This window comes from Paraburkholderia sp. HP33-1 (assembly GCF_021390595.1).
Lineage (GTDB): Bacteria > Pseudomonadota > Gammaproteobacteria > Burkholderiales > Burkholderiaceae > Paraburkholderia.
In genome coordinates, this window is record NZ_JAJEJR010000001.1 from 2793240 (window position 1) to 2811510 (window position 18271).

The window sequence follows — 18271 nt, forward strand, 5'->3', positions numbered from 1 at the left end:
CTCAATGCCCATCCTTGCCCGTGCCATTGTCATCCGACCCGTCGGCCGTGCCACCCGTCGCGCCGCCTTGCGGATCGTGCGGATGGTGTTGTTGGTAGTGGCGCATCGCCTCATCCGGATCTTCCGTCTCGCCGCCGAACTTCGCGCGAATCACGACGAAGAACATCGGGATCATGAAGATCGCGAGGAAGGTCGCCGTCAACATCCCGCCGATCACGCCGGTACCGATCGCGTGCTGGCTTGCCGAGCCCGCGCCGTTACTGATCGCGAGCGGCAGCACGCCGAGAATGAACGCGAGCGAGGTCATCAGGATCGGACGCAACCGCAGACGCGCCGCTTCGAGCGCGGCCTCGATCGGCCCCATGCCTTCGCTCTGCTGCAGTTCGCGCGCGAATTCCACGATCAGAATCGCGTTCTTCGCCGACAGACCGACCGTGGTCAACAGACCCACCTGGAAGAACACGTCGTTCTCGAGCCCGCGCAGCGTCGCGGCCAGCAGTGCGCCGATCACGCCGAGCGGCACCACCATGATCACCGAGAACGGGATCGACCAGCTTTCATACAGCGCCGCGAGACACAGGAACACGACGAGGATCGAGATGCCGTACAGGATCGGCGCCTGCGAACCCGACTGGCGCTCCTGCAGCGACAGACCCGTCCACTCGTAACCGACGCCCGCCGGCAGCTTCGTGACGAGCGCTTCCATCGCCGCCATCGCCTGACCGGTCGATTTGCCCGGCGCGGCCGCACCCTGGATTTCCACCGACGAGATACCGTTGTAGCGCTCGAGTTTCGGCGAGCCGAACGTCCACTGGGTGCTCGCGAAGGCCGAGAACGGCACCATCGTGCCCGCGGCGTTGCGCACGAACCAGGCGTTCACGTCTTCCGGTTTCATCCGGAACGGCGCGTCGCCCTGCAGGTACACCTTCTTGATCCGGCCGTCGGTGTCGAGGAAGTTGTTCACGTACGCCGACGCCCACGCGATCGAGAACGTCTGGTCGATCGAGGACAGCGACACACCGAGCGCCGAAGCCTTCTCGTGGTCGATGCTCACCTTGAACTGCGGCGTATCGTTCAGGCCGTTCGGACGCACCTGCGCGAGCGTCGGATCCTTCGCCGCCAGACCGAGCAGCATGTTGCGCGCTTCCATCAGCTTCGCGTGGCCGATACCCGCGCGATCCTGCAGCTGGAAGTCGAAGCCCGCCGCGGTGCCGAGCTCAGGAATCGACGGCGGATTGACCGGATACACCGTTGCGTTCTTGTAGGTGCTGAAGTGCATGAACAGACGGCCCACCAGCGCCTGCACCTTCTGGTCCGGATGCTGACGCTGCGCGTAGTCCTTCATCCGCACGAACACGAGACCGGCATTCTGGCCGCGACCCGCGAAGCTGAAGCCGTTCACCGTGAAGGTCGATTCGACGATCGCCTTCTCGTCGTTGAGCAGGTAGTCCGACACGTCCTTCAGCGCGTGCGCGGTGGTTTCCTGCGTGGAACCCGCCGGCGTTTGCACGAGCACGAACATCGTGCCCTGGTCTTCGTCAGGCAGGAACGACTTCGGCAGTCGCACGAACAGCAGCCCCACCGCGAAGATCACCACCATGTAGATGATGAGCCAGCGGCCCGAGCGCTTGATCACGTGGTGCACGCCCGAGTGATACTTGTCGCGGCTCGTGTTGAACGTACGGTTGAACCAGCCGAAAAAGCCGGTGGCTTTTTCGTGCTGCCCCTTCGGAATCGGCTTCAGGATCGTCGCGCACAGCGCTGGCGTCAGAACCAACGCGACGAGCACGGACAGCACCATCGCCGCGACGATCGTCAGCGAGAACTGCCGGTAGATCGCACCGACCGAGCCGCCCGAGAACGCCACCGGCACGAACACCGCCGACAGCACGAGCGCCACGCCGACGAGCGCGCCGGTGATCTGGTCCATCGCCTTGCGGGTTGCGTCGCGAGGCGATAAGCCCTCCTCCTGCATCACCCGCTCGACGTTTTCCACCACCACGATCGCGTCGTCCACCAGCAGACCGATCGCAAGCACGAGACCGAACATCGACAGCACGTTGATCGAGAAACCGACCACGCTCATGATCGCGAACGTACCGAGCAGCACCACCGGCACCGCGATCGTCGGGATCAGCGTGGCGCGCAGGTTCTGCAGGAACAGGTACATGACGAGGAACACGAGCACGATACCTTCGAGCAGCGTCTTGACCACTTCCTCGATCGACAGGCGCACGAACGGCGTCGTGTCGTACGGGTACTGCACGACGAGACCGTGCGGGAAGTACTTCGACAGTTCGGCGATCTTCGTGCGCACCGCTTTCGCGGTGGAGAGCGCGTTCGCGCCGGTGGCGAGCTGGATACCGAAGCCTGCCGTCGGCTGACCGTTGTACTTGGTGTCGAAGTTGTAGTTTTCGCCGCCGAGCTCGATGTGCGACACGTCGCGCAGACGCACCTGCGAGCCGTCCTGATTCACCTTCAGCAGGATGTTGCCGAACTGCTCGGGGGTATTGAGCAGGGTGGCCTGCGTGATCGTGGCCTGCAGCACCTGACCCGGCACCGACGGCGTACCGCCGAGCGAGCCGCCCGCGACCTGCACGTTCTGCGCCTGCAGCGCGGTTTCGACATCGAGCGGCGTCAGGCCGAAGTTGTTCAGCTTGTTCGCGTCGAGCCAGATCCGCATCGCGTACTGCGAGCCGAACAACGTCACCGTGCCCACGCCGTCGATACGGCTGATCGGATCCTGGATGTTCGACGCCACGTAGTTCGCGAGGTCGTACTTGTTCATGCTGCCGTCGGTCGACACGAACGCCATCACCAGCAGGAAGCTGCTGCTCGACTTCGTGACCTTGGTGCCGAGCTGCTGCACCGCCTGCGGCAGCAGCGGCGTGGCGAGCTGCAGCTTGTTCTGCACCTGCACCTGCGCGATGTCAGGGTTGGTGCCGGCCGCGAACGTCAGCGTGATGGTGGCCGTACCCGAGTCGTCCGAGGTCGACGCGAGGTACAGCAGGTGGTCGAGACCACTCATCTGTTGCTCGATCACCTGCGTGACGGTGTCTTCCACCGTCTTCGCCGAAGCACCCGGATAGGTTGCGCTGATCTGGATGGACGGCGGCGCGATGGTCGGGTATTGCGCGATCGGCAGTGTGAACACCGACGCGAGACCCGCGAGCATCAGGATGATGGCGATCACCCATGCAAAAATCGGGCGATCAATAAAGAACTTTGCCATGAGGCGGGCTCCCTGTTATTACGCGCCCGACGCGGCGGAGGCAGGTTGAGCCGCGGGTTGCCCCGTCTGCGCGCCGTTCGCGGCGGCTTCGGAAGCCGGAGTGCCGGGCAGCTGCGCCGGCACGGGCTTGACCTGCTGGCCGGGGCGCGCCTTGTCGGTGCCCTGGACGATCACGCGGTCACCCATTTTCAGGCCGTCGGAGACCACCCAGTACGAGCCGAAGGTGCCCGAAGTGACGAGCTGACGCAGTTCGACCTTGTTGTCGCTGCCGACGACGAGCGCAGTAGGCTGACCCTTCTGGTCGTGCGTGACGCCGACTTGCGGCACGATCAGCGCGTTCTGGTTGACGCCCTGGTCGATCTTCGCGCGCACGAACATGCCCGGCAGCAGCACATGGTTCGGGTTCTTGAAGATCGCGCGCACCGTGACCGAGCCGGTGCTCTGGTCGACGGTCACGTCGGTGAATTGCAGCTTGCCCTTCTCGGCGTAGATACGGCCGTCTTCGAGCACCAGCGACACCTGCGCGGCGCCGGGGCCGGTCGTCTTCAGACGCCCTTCCTGGATGTCGCGACGCAACTTCAGACCATCGAGGCTCGATTGCGTGAGGTCGACGTAGACCGGGTCGAGCTGCTGGACCGTGGCCATCAGCGTGGCCGCGCTCTGCTGCACGAAGGCGCCCGGCGTGACCTGCGACACGCCGATCTGGCCGGTCACGGGCGAGGTCACGTCGGTATAGCCGAGGTTGATCTGCGCGGTATCGACCGCGGCCTTGCCTGCGGCGACGTCGGCGGCGGCCTGGCCTTCGGCGGCGACCGCGTTGTCGTAGTCCTGCTTGCTGACCGCGTTCGCGGCGACCAGCACCTTGTAGCGACTGGCCTGCGCGGTGGTCGACGCGAGGTTCGCCTGCGCCTTCGCGAGCGTTGCCTTGGCGTTGTTCAACGACGCGATGTACGGCGCCGGATCGATCTTGTACAGACGCTGGCCGGCCTTGACCTCGCTACCCTCGGTGAACTCGCGGTGCAGCACGATGCCGTCGACCCGCGCGCGCACCTGCGCGACGAGGAAAGCACTGGTACGGCCGGGGAGTTCGGTGACGACGGGCACGGTCGTCGGCTGGAGGGTGACGATGCCGACTTCGGGGGCCTGTGGCGGCGGAGCAGATTGTTTTGGTCCGCATGCCGCCAGCAAGATGGCAGCCGTCGCGGCACTGATTAAGCGGAATGGAACCCGTTCGACGCGCATGGAGCGACCTCTGTCAAAGACTGAGAATGAAAAAGCGCGCATCCCTACCCCGGGGACAACAGCGCAAACAGGCGTCTCGCGACGCTCAACCGGAAGCCCACGGATGCAAACCTTCGCCTGCAGGACACCCTGCTACGAATGCACCATCTCGGGGAGTGCCGCACAGCGCCGCCGTTTGGCGGGTGAAGTTGCGTTTTGGCATGCAGCAGTGACGGATATTAACCGGTCGTTGCAGCTTGGGCTATCCGATCATGGGGTGCTATTATATATACATCCACGAATGCATGTATAAGTGCATTTACATCTTTTCGGGGTCGAGGTTCGCAAGTTCGCTTCGTTATTCGCTTGAAAAGTAGTCAGATTGTCATCGGGTTGACTTAAAACCGCCCGGAGAAACTCCAAGATCAGCGCAGGTCATACCAATATGGTCAGAAGAACCAAAGAAGAGGCGTTGGAGACACGCAACCGGATTCTCGACGCGGCCGAACAGGTCTTTTTCGAGAAAGGAGTATCGCGCACGTCGCTGGCCGATATCGCACATGCCGCGGGCGTCACGCGCGGCGCCATCTATTGGCACTTCGCGCACAAGAGCGATGTCTTCACCGCAATGTTCGACCGCGTGCTGCTGCCGCTTGACGAACTGAAGGCGGCGTCGAATGACCCCAACGTGGCCGATCCGCTTGGCCTCATCATGGAAACCTGCATGGTTTGCCTGCGCGACACTGCCAATGACCCGCGCCGCCGCCGCGTGTTCGACATCCTGTTCCTGAAGTGCGAGCTGGTCGAGGAGATGGGACCGGTGATGGAACGGTATCAGACCAATATGCGCGAGGGTCTCGCGAATATTGAAGGCGGTCTGCGTAACGCGATCTCCAAAGGCCAATTGCCCGCCGATCTCGACACCAAGCTCGCCACGGCGATGGTGCATGCTTTTGTCGGTGGCTCGCTGCGCGACATGCTGTTTTTGCCCGATGCGACCGACTTCGCCACACATGCGCAGCAGATGGTGGAAGCGATGTTCGACGCGTTGCGCCTGAGTCCGGCGTTGCGCAGGAAGGCGGCGGCGTAGCCGGTGCGCAAGGGTTGCAGGTTCGGAAAGCGGGCGGTCCGGTGAACCGCCCGTTTGTTTTTGTTTTGGTGGACCGGGGCGCTCATCCAACGGGCTGCGTTCAGGCAACCGTCTGCCGCGCTCGAGCCGCCTGATTCGACGTATAGATATTGCCGCGCTCGAGCGGCGCGCCGCTCTTGAGCGCCGCGATCCACTGCTCGGTGCTCGCGACCGCGGCGAAGCGCGACTGCAGCACCACGCTAAACACGCGATGAATCTCCTCCGCGCTCGCGAAGCCCGCGCTGTTCTCGTACGGCACCGAGCCGGTCGCGTCGTGCAGGAACTCGACCGCGAGCCCCGCATGCACCGCGTGGTTGATCGTCGAGGCATCGCAGTTGTGGGTCATATAGCCGGTGACGGTCAGCGTATCGATCTGCCGGGCCGCGAGCCAGTCGGCCAGATCGGTGCCGGTGAATGCGCTCGGCAGTGACTTCTCGACGAAATGGTCATGAGCGCGCGAGCTCACGACCGTATGCAGTTCGGCGCCCGCGCTGCCGCGCGCAAACAGCGGAGAGGTAGCCGGCGCGACGTTCTGAACGACCACGACCGGCACATCGGCGGCACGCGCCGCATCGATTGCGCGACCGATGTTGGCGAGCGACGTCCGCACGTCCGGAAACTCGATCGGCAGGTCGCCGCTCACGTATTCGTTCTGTACGTCGATGACGATCAGCGCGCGGCGCGGTGCGGGTGTGGTCATGGCAAGACTCCTTGTCAGAAAAAAGGTCGATGGCGCGCGCCCAGCGCGATGGCCGCAGCGCGACGGCAATGGCGGCATTGTTGCTCCGCGGCCCGCGCGCCGACAGCGGCCCGAATGACAAGCTTCGCTAGAATCGGGCCATACTTCCGGCATTCATGAGGCGTTCGGCATGTCCACCTCCGCATTTTCCGACGATGTTCCCGACGACGTGCCGCGCCACGTCGTCGCCGTCGTCGCGTTCGATCGCATCAGCCCGTTCCATCTGTCAGTGCCGTGCGTCGTGTTCGGCGAGGACCGCCGCGGCGGCGGCGTACCGGCCTTCGACTTCCGCGTCTGCGCTGCGGAGACGGGTGCGCTCGCGACGACCGCGGGCTTCTCGATCGCGCTCACGCATGGACTCGAAGCCATCGCCGACGCGCACACGATCATCGTGCCGAGCTGGCGCGATCCCGACGAACCGCCACCCGCCGCGCTTCTCGACGCGCTGCGGGCCGCGCATGCACGCGGCGCGCTGCTGGTGGGCCTTTGTCTCGGCGCGTTCGTGCTGGCCGCGGCGGGCATCCTCGATGGACGGCCCGCTTCGACGCACTGGGCCTGGGCCGACGACTTCGCGCGCCGCTACCCGCGCGTGCGGCTTGACCCCGACGTGCTGTACGTCGACGACGGCAACGTGCTGACCTCGGCCGGCACCGCCGCCGGCCTCGACTGCTGCCTGCACGTGCTGCGCAAGATCTGCGGCGCGCGGGCGGCGAACCATGTCGCACGCCGGCTCGTCGTATCGCCGCACCGCCAGGGCGGCCAGGCGCAATACGTGCAGCAGCCGATGCCGCCGAACCCGCGCGGCGACCGCCTGTCGGGCCTGCTCGACTGGATGAACGGCAATCTGGCCACACTGCATACGCTCGACACACTCGCTGCACGCGCGTTGATGAGCCGCCGTACCTTCACGCGACGTTTCCGGTTAGCGACCGGCACCACCGTCGGCGCGTGGCTGCTCGCCCAGCGGCTCGCGCGTGCGCAACAACTGCTGGAAAGCACCGACGAGTCGGTCGAAGCGATCGCGGCGAACGCCGGATTCGGCTCAGCGGCATCGCTACGGCAGCATTTCGGGGACGCATTTCGCACGTCGCCGACCGCCTGGCGGCGGGAGTTTCGCGGGGATTAGGTGGAGGCGGCGAGAGCACCGGCATTTCGTAGTGCACCACCGAGATTTCGTAGTCGCGCGGGCACATCAGTCGCGCGCTCCAAGAGGCGCCGGGCAGGATCCGACGCCTCAATGCTCGCTAAACCAGCGCGCGAGATACAACAGCAGCGCGACCAGAAAAATCATCCCGGCCCACGCCCAGTACGGCACGACATGATGACCGGGTTCGTGCTGCGACCAGCTATGCGACGCGCTCGCCGCGCGTCCCGGCAACGCGTGGCTGTGCTCGATGCGCGCGCGCCGCGCGATGCCGCCGAGCGTGATCGGCCGCAAAAACACGTACTGGCGACGCGGCGCCGAGCCGCGCGCGCGGTTTGGCCCCTTGCCGTGCTTGGCGCGCACGACGGCGTCGAACTCGGCAAAAAAATCGTCGGCCAGCTGACGCAGCGCGTTTTCGAGCTGGCGCGTCGGCAGCTCGGCGAGCGGTCCCGACGACGTCGCCCACATCGTGTAATCGATGCGCGTGCCGCGCTCCCGGCCCTCGTCCGCGCGCACACGCACTTCGATCTGACCGCGCAGCGCGCCGATGCCCTCGGCGCGCGCCTTGAAGCTGATCGTGCGGCGCTGCGCGTCCGCCGGGCCTGAATCCTGGCCGGCGACGTGCGCGCGCGCCTCGTAATGCGCGCGCAACGGGCCGAGCGGTACAGTCATTGCCAGCGCGTATTCGCCGTGGGCGAGACGCACGAACGACTCGCAGTTGTCGAGGCTGGCACGCAACAGCGCGAGATCCTGCAACGCGTCCCAGACTTCGGACGGCGCCAGCGGAATCCGTAACGCGTCGTTCAGTTCCATGACAACCTCCCCCGATGAGCGGCTCCGACCGCAGGATCACGACGTCTGATCGATGCGGTCGACACGCGATGCGTAAAAAGCGAGATAGCCCTTGATCCGCCCGACCTGCTCGAACGGCGCTTCGTAGCTCCACACCGCGTTCTCGATCACGCCATCTTCGGTGCGCAGATGAAAGTACGACGCGTCGCCCTTGAACGGGCAATGCGTCGAGTGCGCCGAGCGTTCAAGCCGGGCCATGTTCACGTGCTCACGCGGGAAATAGAACACGTCGGCCAAGCCGGTCTCCGACAGCGTCAGCGCGGCCTGGGTGTCGGCCATCGTTACGCCGCCGTGAATCACGCGCACGCGGTGACTGTTGTCGCGGATCACGATGGTATGACCGTCCGGCCGTCCCGCAGATGTCGATGCATCGCTCATGTCCAGGCTCCGTGATGGGGTGGGCGCTGCGGTCGCGACTGTTCCCGCAGGAGCGGCAAAGCCACGGGAGAGGCCCGTGCCTTCATTATCGGCCAAACTTTGGCCGATTGCGTGAGCTTCCTGCGCGGCGGCGGGCGGATCTCCTCGTTACGTCACGTTCCAGATGAACGCCGATTTGACGTTGCCATGCGCCGGCACGCTAACCGCGCGAGTCTGTTCGCTGTCGTTGTATTTCGCGTGCACCGTGTAGCGGCCGGGGCTCAGGCGCACCAGCATGAATGGTCCGCGCGACGTCGTGTTCAGCACTTCGCCGTTATGCGCGTCGACGATACGGACGTGCACGTCGGCCAGAAACTCCGCGTTGGGTCCGGTAAAGCGCAGCGTCAGCGGCCACTGGCTTTGCGCGTTTCGCAGCGCCTGCGATTCGTCGAGGCCGACGCCGCCCGACACGTACGACACGTCGCCCTGCTGCTGGACTTGCGGCAGACCGCCGCCGTTGGTGTTGCCCGCGCTGGTGTTGTCGGTGGTTGAGCCGCCGGTGACGCCCGCCTTCTGCGCGTACGCACCGCCCGCCACTCCGAGCGTGAGCGCGGCGCACAGCGCGGCGGCTACGATTCGTTGCTGACTGCGTTGGGTTTTCATCGGTTCGCCCTCCTTGTTGAAGCCCCTCCCAAGTACCTGGACGGGCTCAACTCAAGGAGGCAGCAACCTACGTGCCAACCGTCCGATTGCATCGACGGAAACAGCGCGGCTGTCGTGATTTCAAGGCACGGCGCGCTTTCCGCCTACACGCGCTGGGCGCGACGCCGTAGGTCGGACAGACGAAAAAAAAGCCGGTCCTTGCAGTAAATGCTAAGGACCGGCAATCGCTACTACGGCTCTTACTGGGTTGGGCGATCCGTTCGAACCGCCCGGATACTGGATCAGCCGAGATCAACGGGCACAAAAATCTGCGCGTTGTCCCGCTGGATCAGCAGCGCAATGCTGTTGCCTGCGCCCGAAATCATCTGCTTCAGTTGATCGATGTTCGTGACCGGACGGCCGTTGACCGCGAGAATCACATCACCCGGCTGGATGCCGGCGCTCGCCGCCGCGCCGCCTGCCTGCTGCACGAGCAGACCGTGTGACACCGACGCGCTGCTCTTCTCTTCCGGCGTCAGCGACCGCACCGCGACGCCGAGACGCCCTTGCAGCTGGGTTTGCTGATCGTTCTTGGCCGCGGACGCGACCTTTGCGTCCGAGAACGAGCCGATCGTCACCTTCACGTCCTTGCTGGCCTTGTCGCGCCACACTTTCAGCGTCGCCGAGCTGCCCGGTGCGAGGCCGGCGATTTTCCCCGGCAGATCCGTTGAATCGCTGACTTCGTCGCCATTCACCGACAGGATCACGTCGCCAGGCTGCAGGCCGGCCTTGGCCGCCGGGCCGCTAGCGTCGACCGAGCTGACCAGCGCGCCTTGCGGCTTCTGCATGCCGAACGAATTGGCGAGCGTCTGGTTCATGCCCTGCACCGCGACGCCGAGGCGGCCGCGGCTCACGTGGCCGGTCTTGACGAGATCGTCCTTGACCTTGATCGCCTCGCTGATCGGAATCGCGAACGACAGGCCCTGGAAGCCGCCCGTCTGCGAGTAGATCATCGAGTTGATGCCGATCACTTCGCCTTGCAGGTTAAAGAGCGGGCCGCCCGAGTTGCCCGGGTTCACCGGCACGTCGGTCTGGATGAACGGCGTGTAGTTCTCGTTGGGCAGCGAGCGCGACTTCGCGCTGATGATGCCCGAGGTCACGGTGTTGTCGAAGCCGTACGGCGAGCCGATCGCGACGACCCACTGACCGACCTTGCTCTGGCGCGGATCGCCGATCTTCACGGTCGGCAGATTGCTCGCGTCGATCTTGAGCACGGCGACGTCGGATTGCTTGTCGGCGCCGACCACTTTCGCCTTGAACTCGCGCTTGTCGGTGAGCTTCACGGTGACGACGTTCGCGCCATCGACCACGTGCGCGTTCGTCAGAATGTAGCCGTCATTGCTGATGATGAAGCCGGAGCCGAGGCTCGAGCTCGGCTGATCGGGTGCGTCGCCGCCATCGCCGCCTTGCATGCCCGGCACGCCGCCGAAGAAACGTTTGTAGAACTGATAGAACGGATCGTTCGGATCGATCGGCAGCTGGTTGCCGTTGAGGGTGCCGCCATTACCGCGCATGGCGGTCTGCTTGACCACGTGCTTCGCGCTGATGTTGACGACAGCCGGACCGTATGTCTCGACGAGACCGGAGAAATCGGGGACACCGGTTTTGGCTGCGGCTTCGGCGGGCATCATGGCGGCAGCTTCCGCCGGCGAGATGATCTGCGGCGCAGGCATATCGCGATGGCCTGCCACATAGCCGGCTGAAAGAGCAGCGGCGACAGCTACCGCAACAGCGCCGCGGGACAAGGTTTTCGCGTTCATCATGAGCTCCCGACTGGAGTAAGTGACTTTGGATGTCGACGAGCGTAAGGGGCATCGCTTAAACGAGTCTTAAGCAGCGCCAGATCGTGGGAACCTTTTCCGATGGGCCGCTAACGGCCGTCGTGGCAGCACGAACGGCGAGTTTGTCCGAAGGACAAACCGCCATTGTCAGAACCGTACGACGACCTGCAAACCGCCGGCCGGCGATTCGTCGAGCGACACTTCCGCATGATGTTGGGTGGCGATCCGGCGCACGATCGCGAGACCGAGACCGGTGCCCGCCACGTCGGCGCGCGCACGATTCGCACCCGCGCCCGCGCGATAGAAGCGATCGAACACGCGTTCGCGATCGGCCGGATCGATGCCCGGGCCGCTATCGGCGATCCGCACGACCGGATGGCCCTCCTCGATGTGCAGGCTCACGTCGACGCGCCCCCCGTGCGGCGTGTACTTGGTCGCGTTGTCGACGAGGTTGTTGAACATCACGCGCAGCGCTTCGGCGTCGCCGGTCACGCTGGCGGCCTCGCTCGCCTCGATGCCGAGGTCGACGCCGCGATTCATCGCGAGCGGCGCGTAAGTCGCGACGCACTCCCGCAGCAGCTCGCGCAGATCGAGTGCCCCGGCCACGGCGGCGCCGTCCGGTTCGGCCCGCGCGAGCGCGAGCAACTGCTCGGCGAGGCGCGTCGCACGCGTGACGCCCGCCTGCAGATCGGCGAGCGCTTCGTTGCGGGCAGCGTCGTCCTTCGCGCGCGCGACCAGCTGCGCCTGAATCTGCACCGCGGCAAGCGGCGTGCGCAATTCGTGCGCGGCATCGGCGACGAACGCCTTCTGGATGTCGAGCGCCGTCGCGAGCCGCTGCAGCAACCCGTTCAGCGCGCGCACGAGCGGCTGCACTTCGAGCGGCAAGCGCTGATCGGGTAACGGATCGAGCGCCTCGGGACGACGCGTGTCGAGCGCGCTCGTCACGCGCCGCAGCGGTTGCAGCCCGCGGCCGACGATCATCCACACCGCGAGCCCGAGTAGCGGCAGCAACACGATCAGCGGCCACAGCGTGCGCAGCGCGACGTTGGCGGCGAGCCGGTTGCGCACTGACAACGGCTGCGCGAGCTGCACGACGTTATCGCCGACGATCGCGCCATACACGCGCCAGTCGCCGCGGTCGGTACGCTCTGTCGAAAACCCGAGCTCGGCGCGCGGCGCGAGCGGCGCGCGCGGCCGCGAGTAGTACATCAGCATGCCGTTGCGATTCCAGATCTGCAGCACGATGCCCTCGTCGCCGGTATCTCGGCCGAGCACCTGCGAGAACGGCTCCGCCGGCAGCGCCGCGGCGATCTGTTCGAGCTGGTAATCGAACAGCTCGTTCGCTTCGGCGAGCGCCTGCCGGTAGATCAGCCAGCCCGCGATGCCGACGCCGAGCAGCACGAGCGCGAGCAGCCAGAACAGCAATTGACGGCGAATCGAGCGCATCGGCTCAGGCGTCCTTCGCGATCATGTAGCCGAGCCCGCGCACGTTGCGAATCAGATCGGCGCCGAGCTTCTTGCGCAGAGCGTGAATATAGACCTCGACGGTATTGCTGCCGATCTCCTCGCCCCAGCCATACATCTTTTCCTCGAGCTGGCTCTTCGACAGCACCGCGCCGGGCCGCGCGAGCAAGGCTTCAAGCAGCGCGAATTCGCGCGCGGATAGCGCGACCGGCGCGCCATCGAGCGTCACCTGGTGCGACGCGGGGTCGAGGGTCAGAGTGCCGTGGCGAATCGTCGAATCGCTGCGGCCGGACTGACGTCGGATCAGGGCGCGCATGCGCGCACCGAGTTCGTCGAGGTCGAAAGGTTTGACAAGGTAATCGTCAGCGCCGGCGTCGAGGCCCTTGACGCGATCGGCAACCGCGTCGCGCGCGGTGACGATCAGCACCGGCAGCGCATGGCCGCGCGCGCGCAGCGCGCGCAACACCTCGAGACCATCGCGCTTGGGCAGACCAAGGTCGAGCAACGCGAGATCGTAACGCTGGGCGGCCGCCGCGCGCAGCGCCGCTTCGCCGTCTTCGACCCAATCGACGGCGAAGCCTTCGCCGCGCAGCGCCTTGCGCACGCCTTCGGCGATCATCCGGTCATCTTCGACTAGCAGGATGCGCATGGTTGTCCGTTCCGAAACATTTGATGATGCCGCATTCTAGCGCCCGCTTTCGGGCTGCGCGGCGTGTGGCGCTTTTTTCACCGCAGCGCCACGGCATGTCACTACAATGGGCGCTTTGCGTCGCGCGACGTTCGTCGGGTGGCACGCGGCGCGTTGGTCCGCCGTTCGGGCGCCCGGATGGTCGTTCCATTGTGGCGCAAGCGCCGCTCGCCGCACGCCCTGAAATCCCGCTCGTCCGTTTGCCTGTTCACCCGTTCATGACGCACGCTTTTCTGACTTCCGTCGTACGCCGTGTGGCGCTGCGTCCGCGCCGTATGTTCAATCGCGCAGCCTTCATGCCTCAGCGCTTCTTGCCGCGCGCGACCGTGTGGCTCTTCGCCGCCGCGCTCGGTGCGAGCGCGCTGCTGCCGCAGGCCGCAGCGGCGCGCGTCAAGGCCGTGCATCCGAGTGTCAACGTCACGACGGTCCTGCCGCAGCCGGTGATGGCCGGTCTGGCGCGCGCGCACGTGCCGCTGTCGTCGATCAGCGTGGTCATCGAAAAGGTCGGCGACCGCACGCCGATCGTCGCGCTGAACGCCGGCAAGCCAATGATGCCCGCCTCGACGATGAAGCTCGTCACCACCTACTCGGGCCTGTCGATCCTCGGGCCCGGCTACCGCTGGCGCACCACCGCATACGCCGACGGCACGCTCGACGCGAGCGGCGTGCTGCATGGCAATCTGTACATCCAGGGCACCGGCGACCCCAAGCTCGTGCCCGAAGAATTGATCGACCTCGTGCAGAAAATTCACAAGGCGGGCATCAACGGTATCGACGGTGCGCTCGTACTCGACAAGCGGTACTTCGATCCGTCAACGCGCGAGCTCCCCGCGTTCGACGACGACGTCAACGCGCCGTACAACGTCGGCCCCGATCCGCTGCTGTACGCGTTCAAATCGCTGTCGTTCACGCTGACGCCATCGCCGGACGGCACCGTGGCGATCGACGTGCTGCCGGCACTCGCGCAGCTGCGCATCGACAACCAGCTGCGCGCGACGAACGGCCCGTGCCGCGGCGAGCTGCCGACGCCGACCGTCACGCCGCAGCCCGACGGCACGATCGACGCGTTGTTCACCGGCGACTTTCCGGTGCGCTGCGATGCACGTACGATCAACATCGCCGTGCTCGATCACTCGACGTTCTTCGTGCGCGGCTTTCTCGCGCTGTGGCAGCAAACCGGCGGCACGTTCACCGGCACGACCCGCGAAGGCGCGGTACCGGCCGGCGCGAAGCTCGTCGCGACCCACGAGGGGCCGATGCTGTCGGACATCGTTCGCGACATCAACAAGTTCAGCAACAACACGATGGCGCGCAACCTGTTCCTGACGATCGGCGCCGCCGAGGAAAGGCCGCCCGCGACGCCCGACAAAGCCGCGCGCGCGGTCGAAGCATTTCTGCAGCGCGACAGCCTGAACACCGAGTACCTGACGCTCGACAACGGCTCGGGCCTGTCTCGCGACGAGCACATCACCGCGCTCGCGCTCGCCGATGTTCTGCAACGCGCGAACGCGAGTCCGGTCGCGCAGGTGTTCGTCGACTCGCTGCCGATCGCGGGTGTCGACGGCACCATGCGCAACCGCCTGACCACCCAGGGCGCGGGCGGCAACGCGCACATCAAGACTGGTACGCTGCGCGACGTGCGTGCGATCGCCGGCTACGTCGCGTCGGCCGACGGCAACAGCTACATCGTCGTCAGCCTGATCAACGATCCGCATTCGGAAGCCGCGCGCGCCGCGCACGACGCGCTGCTCGAATGGGTGTACGACGGCCCGTCGCAGGGCTTCACGAAGGTCTCCGCGCCCATCGGGGAAGCGCGCGAGAGGCCCAGGAAAAACCCGCGCAGGCACGTCGCCCACTGAGTATTCCTTCTAGCGATGCAGCGCGCGGCAAGCTGCTAACCGTGTACGCTGTCGGGCAGCATGCGGCGCACGACATCACGCGCTTGGCGTGCAGGGCGCCCGGTCGTTCAGACCGCGCGAGCCGCACGAACGATAACGACACCACCCGCCGCGTACCGCGCGGCGGTCAGGGACCAGGAAGGGAGACACGATGCAATTCGATGCCGAATTGCTGCTGCTCGCTATGGCGCCCGTCTTTCTTGCCTGCATCGGCTGGGAGGCGTGGCACGTGAGCCGCACGCGCCCGGCCAAGCGGCTTTATAGCCGGCGCGACACGCTGTGCAACACCGCGCTCGCGCTGATGCGACAGGCCGCCGACAAGCTCGCGTGGCTCGCGATCATTCCTGTCTACGCTTTTTTCTGCGAACATTGCCGCGCTCATACCTGGCCGGTGACGTGGCTGTCGGTCGTTGTACTGTTCGTCGCGCAGGATCCGCTCTATTACGTGTTTCATCGCTGCAGTCATCGGGTGCGCTGGGTGAGCAAGACCACCGCCGAACAATCAGGCTTGAACCCAAATCATATGATCGTGCTTCGGACCTCACGCAGGCCGTAGAAGATTCTGCAAGCTGTCGTCACGCCGCCGACGCGTCGGACGCCGCCTGCAACACATGGCATCAAGGGCCACACATACGAGGAGATGCAGTCAACATGAATCAAACCGCTTCGAAAAAACAGCAATGGATGCGCGTCACGCAGATCGCCGTGGCGAGCGCAGCGTTCGCCGCGCTCGCGGCGTGCGGCGGTGGCAGCAGCGACAATAGTTCGAGCAGCACGCCGTCGGGGGGCGTCACGCTGCAGGTCGTGTCGTTCGGCGACAGCCTGTCGGATGTCGGCACCTACCAGCCGTCGGTCCAGGCGAACGTCGGCACGGGCGGCGGCCGCTTCACGACGAATCCGGGCGAAGTCTGGACGCAAAAGATTGCCGAGTACTACGGTGGCACGCTCACCGCCGCGTATGTCGGCGGCTTCGGCGCGCCCCTCACCGCGGCGGGCGGTCTCGGCTACGCACAGGGTGGCTCACGTGTCGATCTGCAGCCGGGCATCGGCTACGCGACGAACAACATGGCCGCGACCACGGTGCCGATCACCACGCAGGTCAACGAGTATCTGGCCGCGCACAACAACAGCTTCAATTCGAACCAGCTCGTGCTGATCAACGGCGGCGCGAACGATATCTTCTACTGGGTGCAAGCGGTCTCGGCTGCCGGCCCGGCAGCGGCGGCGGCAGCGATCGCAGGCGGCGACGCGGCCGGCGCGCAGGCGGCGGCCACCACCGCGACGTTGAATGCCGAGGCCGCCGCGCAGGCTGCGATCACCACCGCGGCGAGCACGTTCGCCGCCACGGTGGTGAAGGTCGTCAACGCGGGCGCGACGCATGTGGTGGTGTCGAACGTGCCGGACATCGCGAAGACGCCGCAAGGTGTCGCCGCGGGCACGCAAGGCCAGGCGCTGATCGACGGCCTCGTCCAACTCTACAACGGCGTGCTGAAGCAAGGACTCGGGTCGACCTCGCAGGTCATCTACGTGGACTCGTATGCGTGGCTGGACCAGACGTTGGCGAACTACCAGTCGCTCGGCTTCACCGTGTCGAATACGGGCACTGCATGTAACCTGACGTCGATGGCCACAGCCGCGACCGCGTACGCGACGGCCAATCCGAGCGTGCTCGCATCGGGCCAGACGGCGGCGTCGTGGGGCAGCGCGTTCGGGTCGTCTCTGTTCTGCTCGCCGCAGACCTACACGGTGGCCGGTGCTGACCAGAGCTACGTGTTCGCGGACAACGTGCATCCGACCACGCATACGTGGGCGCTGTTCGCGCAGCAGGTCGAGTCGCAGATCGCTGCGAGCGGGCTTGGGAAGTAACGCGTTGTTGGCCGCGGGGTAGCTGTATTGACAGCAAACCCGCGGAGCCAAGGTTGCCCAGATGGCAAAAGGCCCGGCTCGTTGAACGAGCCGGGCCTTTATCTTTTTCCGGTGGCCTCGCGACGCAGCGCCGCGCGCCGAGTGCGTCAGTTCTGCGCTTCGAAAGCCGCCGCCGCGCGCCCGAGCCGATCGTTGACCGCGATCCATTCGATCGTGTCCGGCAGCTTCTCGATCAGAATCCGCGTGACGTTCGCCCGATCGAGCGCGCGCAGCAAGCCGTATAGCTCGCGTGCATAGACGTGCGGATCTTCCGGCGCGGCGACGAAATGCACGCCCTCTGCATCGGCCCACTGGCCCGCACGCGATGCGCGCGCAACCAGCGCGACGCGCTCGCCCGCCTCGCGCACCGCGAGCAGCGGCTCGAGCTCGCCGAACGGCAGCAGCGCGAGCGGCGTGCGTGGCGCGTAATGCGCCTTCAGCGTGCCCGACGCGCGCGGTGCGGTCGCATCCGAGCCGTCGGGCAGACGTGGCGCCTCGCCGAGCACGTCGGCGATATCCTGCGGCGTCACGCGACCCGGCCGAAGCAGCGCCGGAAAGCCGCGCGACAGATCCAGAATCGTCGATTCGATGCCGACATCCGACGCGCCGCCATCGAGCACATGAATCGCGCTGCCGAACTCGTCGCGTACATGTTGTGCGGTGGTCGGGCTCACGTGTCCGAAGCGGTTCGCCGACGGCGCAGCGACGCCGCCATGCCCGCCACGCAACGCGCTGAACGCTTCGAGCAAGGCCTGTGCGACCGGATGCGACGGGCAGCGCAGCCCCACCGAATCCTGGCCGCCGCTGACCGCCGCCGGAATGCGCGCGGCGCGCTTGAGGATCAGCGTGAGTGGTCCCGGCCAGAACGCGTCGATCAGGCGCTGCGCGTCCGCCGGCAGATACTCGACCCAGTAGTTCGGATCGCCATGCGGCGCGAGATGCACGATCACCGGATGGTTGGCCGGCCGCCCCTTCGCCGCGTAAATGCGCGCGACCGCGTCCGGGTTCTCGGCATCGCCGCCGAGGCCGTAGACGGTCTCCGTCGGAAATGCGACCAGCCCACCGGCATCGAGCAAGGCCGCCGCGCGCTCGATCTGCTCGTCGCTGACGGGCAACGCGTGGGTAGCGTCCTCGGCGGGTTTCTGTTGATCCGGCATGG

At 65.9% G+C, this 18271-nt stretch carries 14 protein-coding genes and 1 pseudogene; 5 read left to right on the forward strand and 10 right to left on the reverse strand.

The genetic code is table 11. From position 1 onward, the window contains the following. Position 1: 1 nt before the first annotated feature. Both L0U81_RS12750 and L0U81_RS12755 read right to left on the reverse strand, forming a co-directional pair. The gene (locus L0U81_RS12750; protein ID WP_233803163.1) at positions 2 to 3232 is read right to left on the reverse strand and encodes an efflux RND transporter permease subunit; all 3231 of its coding nucleotides are present in this window, start codon (positions 3230 to 3232) and stop codon (positions 2 to 4) included. An 18-nt stretch (positions 3233 to 3250) separates the two neighbouring features. Then, entirely contained in the window at positions 3251 to 4474 is a 1224-nt protein-coding gene (locus L0U81_RS12755) for an efflux RND transporter periplasmic adaptor subunit (protein ID WP_233803165.1), read from the reverse strand. A 424-nt stretch (positions 4475 to 4898) separates the two neighbouring features. On the opposite strand from L0U81_RS12755, the gene L0U81_RS12760 reads away from it, so the two are divergent. Beyond that, positions 4899 to 5543: a TetR family transcriptional regulator gene (locus L0U81_RS12760; protein ID WP_233803167.1), complete on the forward strand. Its 645-nt coding sequence runs from the start codon at positions 4899 to 4901 to the stop codon at positions 5541 to 5543. A 100-nt stretch (positions 5544 to 5643) separates the two neighbouring features. On the opposite strand, the gene L0U81_RS12765 is transcribed toward L0U81_RS12760, so the two are convergent. Further along, positions 5644 to 6282, reverse strand: a complete 639-nt coding sequence (locus L0U81_RS12765) for an isochorismatase family protein (RefSeq protein WP_233803169.1) — start codon at positions 6280 to 6282, stop codon at positions 5644 to 5646. A gap of 169 nt (positions 6283 to 6451) precedes the next feature. Here L0U81_RS12765 and L0U81_RS12770 point away from each other — a divergent pair, with 169 nt between their 5' ends. Beyond that, positions 6452 to 7447, forward strand: a complete 996-nt coding sequence (locus tag L0U81_RS12770; protein WP_233803171.1) for a helix-turn-helix domain-containing protein — start codon at positions 6452 to 6454, stop codon at positions 7445 to 7447. Between the two features lie 108 nt (positions 7448 to 7555). On the opposite strand, the gene L0U81_RS12775 is transcribed toward L0U81_RS12770, so the two are convergent. The 6 genes from L0U81_RS12775 to L0U81_RS12800 form a co-directional block, all read right to left on the reverse strand. Next, positions 7556 to 8278, reverse strand: coding sequence for a CoxG family protein (locus L0U81_RS12775; protein WP_233803173.1), 723 nt, complete (start codon positions 8276 to 8278; stop codon positions 7556 to 7558). 36 nt (positions 8279 to 8314) lie between these two features. After that, positions 8315 to 8695, reverse strand: a complete 381-nt coding sequence (locus tag L0U81_RS12780; RefSeq protein ID WP_233803175.1) for a DUF427 domain-containing protein — start codon at positions 8693 to 8695, stop codon at positions 8315 to 8317. Between the two features lie 147 nt (positions 8696 to 8842). After that, on the reverse strand, positions 8843 to 9337 hold the full coding sequence (locus tag L0U81_RS12785) for a carboxypeptidase regulatory-like domain-containing protein (protein ID WP_233803177.1): 495 nt from the start codon (positions 9335 to 9337) through the stop codon (positions 8843 to 8845). A gap of 281 nt (positions 9338 to 9618) precedes the next feature. Continuing rightward, on the reverse strand, positions 9619 to 11136 hold the full coding sequence (locus L0U81_RS12790) for a DegQ family serine endoprotease (protein ID WP_233804321.1): 1518 nt from the start codon (positions 11134 to 11136) through the stop codon (positions 9619 to 9621). A gap of 168 nt (positions 11137 to 11304) precedes the next feature. Next, positions 11305 to 12603, reverse strand: coding sequence for an ATP-binding protein (locus L0U81_RS12795; protein WP_233803179.1), 1299 nt, complete (start codon positions 12601 to 12603; stop codon positions 11305 to 11307). A 4-nt stretch (positions 12604 to 12607) separates the two neighbouring features. After that, positions 12608 to 13270, reverse strand: coding sequence for a response regulator (locus L0U81_RS12800; RefSeq protein WP_233803181.1), 663 nt, complete (start codon positions 13268 to 13270; stop codon positions 12608 to 12610). A 257-nt stretch (positions 13271 to 13527) separates the two neighbouring features. Between L0U81_RS12800 and dacB the strand changes: the two genes are divergently transcribed. The 3 genes and pseudogenes from dacB (at position 13528) to L0U81_RS12815 (ending at position 17073) form a co-directional block, all read left to right on the forward strand. Then, the gene (gene dacB, locus L0U81_RS12805) at positions 13528 to 15168 is read left to right on the forward strand and encodes a D-alanyl-D-alanine carboxypeptidase/D-alanyl-D-alanine endopeptidase (RefSeq protein WP_233803183.1); all 1641 of its coding nucleotides are present in this window, start codon (positions 13528 to 13530) and stop codon (positions 15166 to 15168) included. Positions 15169 to 15358: 190 nt separating this feature from the next. Further along, positions 15359 to 15688: pseudogene (locus tag L0U81_RS12810) on the forward strand (sterol desaturase family protein); the annotation flags it as partial. Between the two features lie 170 nt (positions 15689 to 15858). Continuing rightward, on the forward strand, positions 15859 to 17073 hold the full coding sequence (locus L0U81_RS12815) for an SGNH/GDSL hydrolase family protein (RefSeq protein ID WP_233803185.1): 1215 nt from the start codon (positions 15859 to 15861) through the stop codon (positions 17071 to 17073). Between the two features lie 146 nt (positions 17074 to 17219). Here L0U81_RS12815 and L0U81_RS12820 read toward each other — a convergent pair whose 3' ends face one another. Then, the gene (locus L0U81_RS12820; protein ID WP_233803187.1) at positions 17220 to 18269 is read right to left on the reverse strand and encodes an L-threonylcarbamoyladenylate synthase; all 1050 of its coding nucleotides are present in this window, start codon (positions 18267 to 18269) and stop codon (positions 17220 to 17222) included. Between the last annotated feature and the right edge of the window lie 2 nt (positions 18270 to 18271).

Excerpts from the sequence above, each read along its gene's own strand:
- L0U81_RS12750 (WP_233803163.1), bottom strand. The coding sequence starts at position 3,232 with ATGGCAAAGTTCTTTATTGATCGCCCGATTTTTGCATGGGTGATCGCC.
- L0U81_RS12755 (WP_233803165.1), bottom strand. The coding sequence starts at position 4,474 with ATGCGCGTCGAACGGGTTCCATTCCGCTTAATCAGTGCCGCGACGGCT.
- L0U81_RS12760 (WP_233803167.1), top strand. The coding sequence starts at position 4,899 with ATGGTCAGAAGAACCAAAGAAGAGGCGTTGGAGACACGCAACCGGATT.
- L0U81_RS12765 (WP_233803169.1), bottom strand. The coding sequence starts at position 6,282 with ATGACCACACCCGCACCGCGCCGCGCGCTGATCGTCATCGACGTACAG.
- L0U81_RS12770 (WP_233803171.1), top strand. The coding sequence starts at position 6,452 with ATGTCCACCTCCGCATTTTCCGACGATGTTCCCGACGACGTGCCGCGC.
- L0U81_RS12775 (WP_233803173.1), bottom strand. The coding sequence starts at position 8,278 with ATGGAACTGAACGACGCGTTACGGATTCCGCTGGCGCCGTCCGAAGTC.
- L0U81_RS12780 (WP_233803175.1), bottom strand. The coding sequence starts at position 8,695 with ATGAGCGATGCATCGACATCTGCGGGACGGCCGGACGGTCATACCATC.
- L0U81_RS12785 (WP_233803177.1), bottom strand. The coding sequence starts at position 9,337 with ATGAAAACCCAACGCAGTCAGCAACGAATCGTAGCCGCCGCGCTGTGC.
- L0U81_RS12790 (WP_233804321.1), bottom strand. The coding sequence starts at position 11,136 with ATGAACGCGAAAACCTTGTCCCGCGGCGCTGTTGCGGTAGCTGTCGCC.
- L0U81_RS12795 (WP_233803179.1), bottom strand. The coding sequence starts at position 12,603 with ATGCGCTCGATTCGCCGTCAATTGCTGTTCTGGCTGCTCGCGCTCGTG.
- L0U81_RS12800 (WP_233803181.1), bottom strand. The coding sequence starts at position 13,270 with ATGCGCATCCTGCTAGTCGAAGATGACCGGATGATCGCCGAAGGCGTG.
- dacB (WP_233803183.1), top strand. The coding sequence starts at position 13,528 with ATGACGCACGCTTTTCTGACTTCCGTCGTACGCCGTGTGGCGCTGCGT.
- L0U81_RS12815 (WP_233803185.1), top strand. The coding sequence starts at position 15,859 with ATGAATCAAACCGCTTCGAAAAAACAGCAATGGATGCGCGTCACGCAG.
- L0U81_RS12820 (WP_233803187.1), bottom strand. The coding sequence starts at position 18,269 with ATGCCGGATCAACAGAAACCCGCCGAGGACGCTACCCACGCGTTGCCC.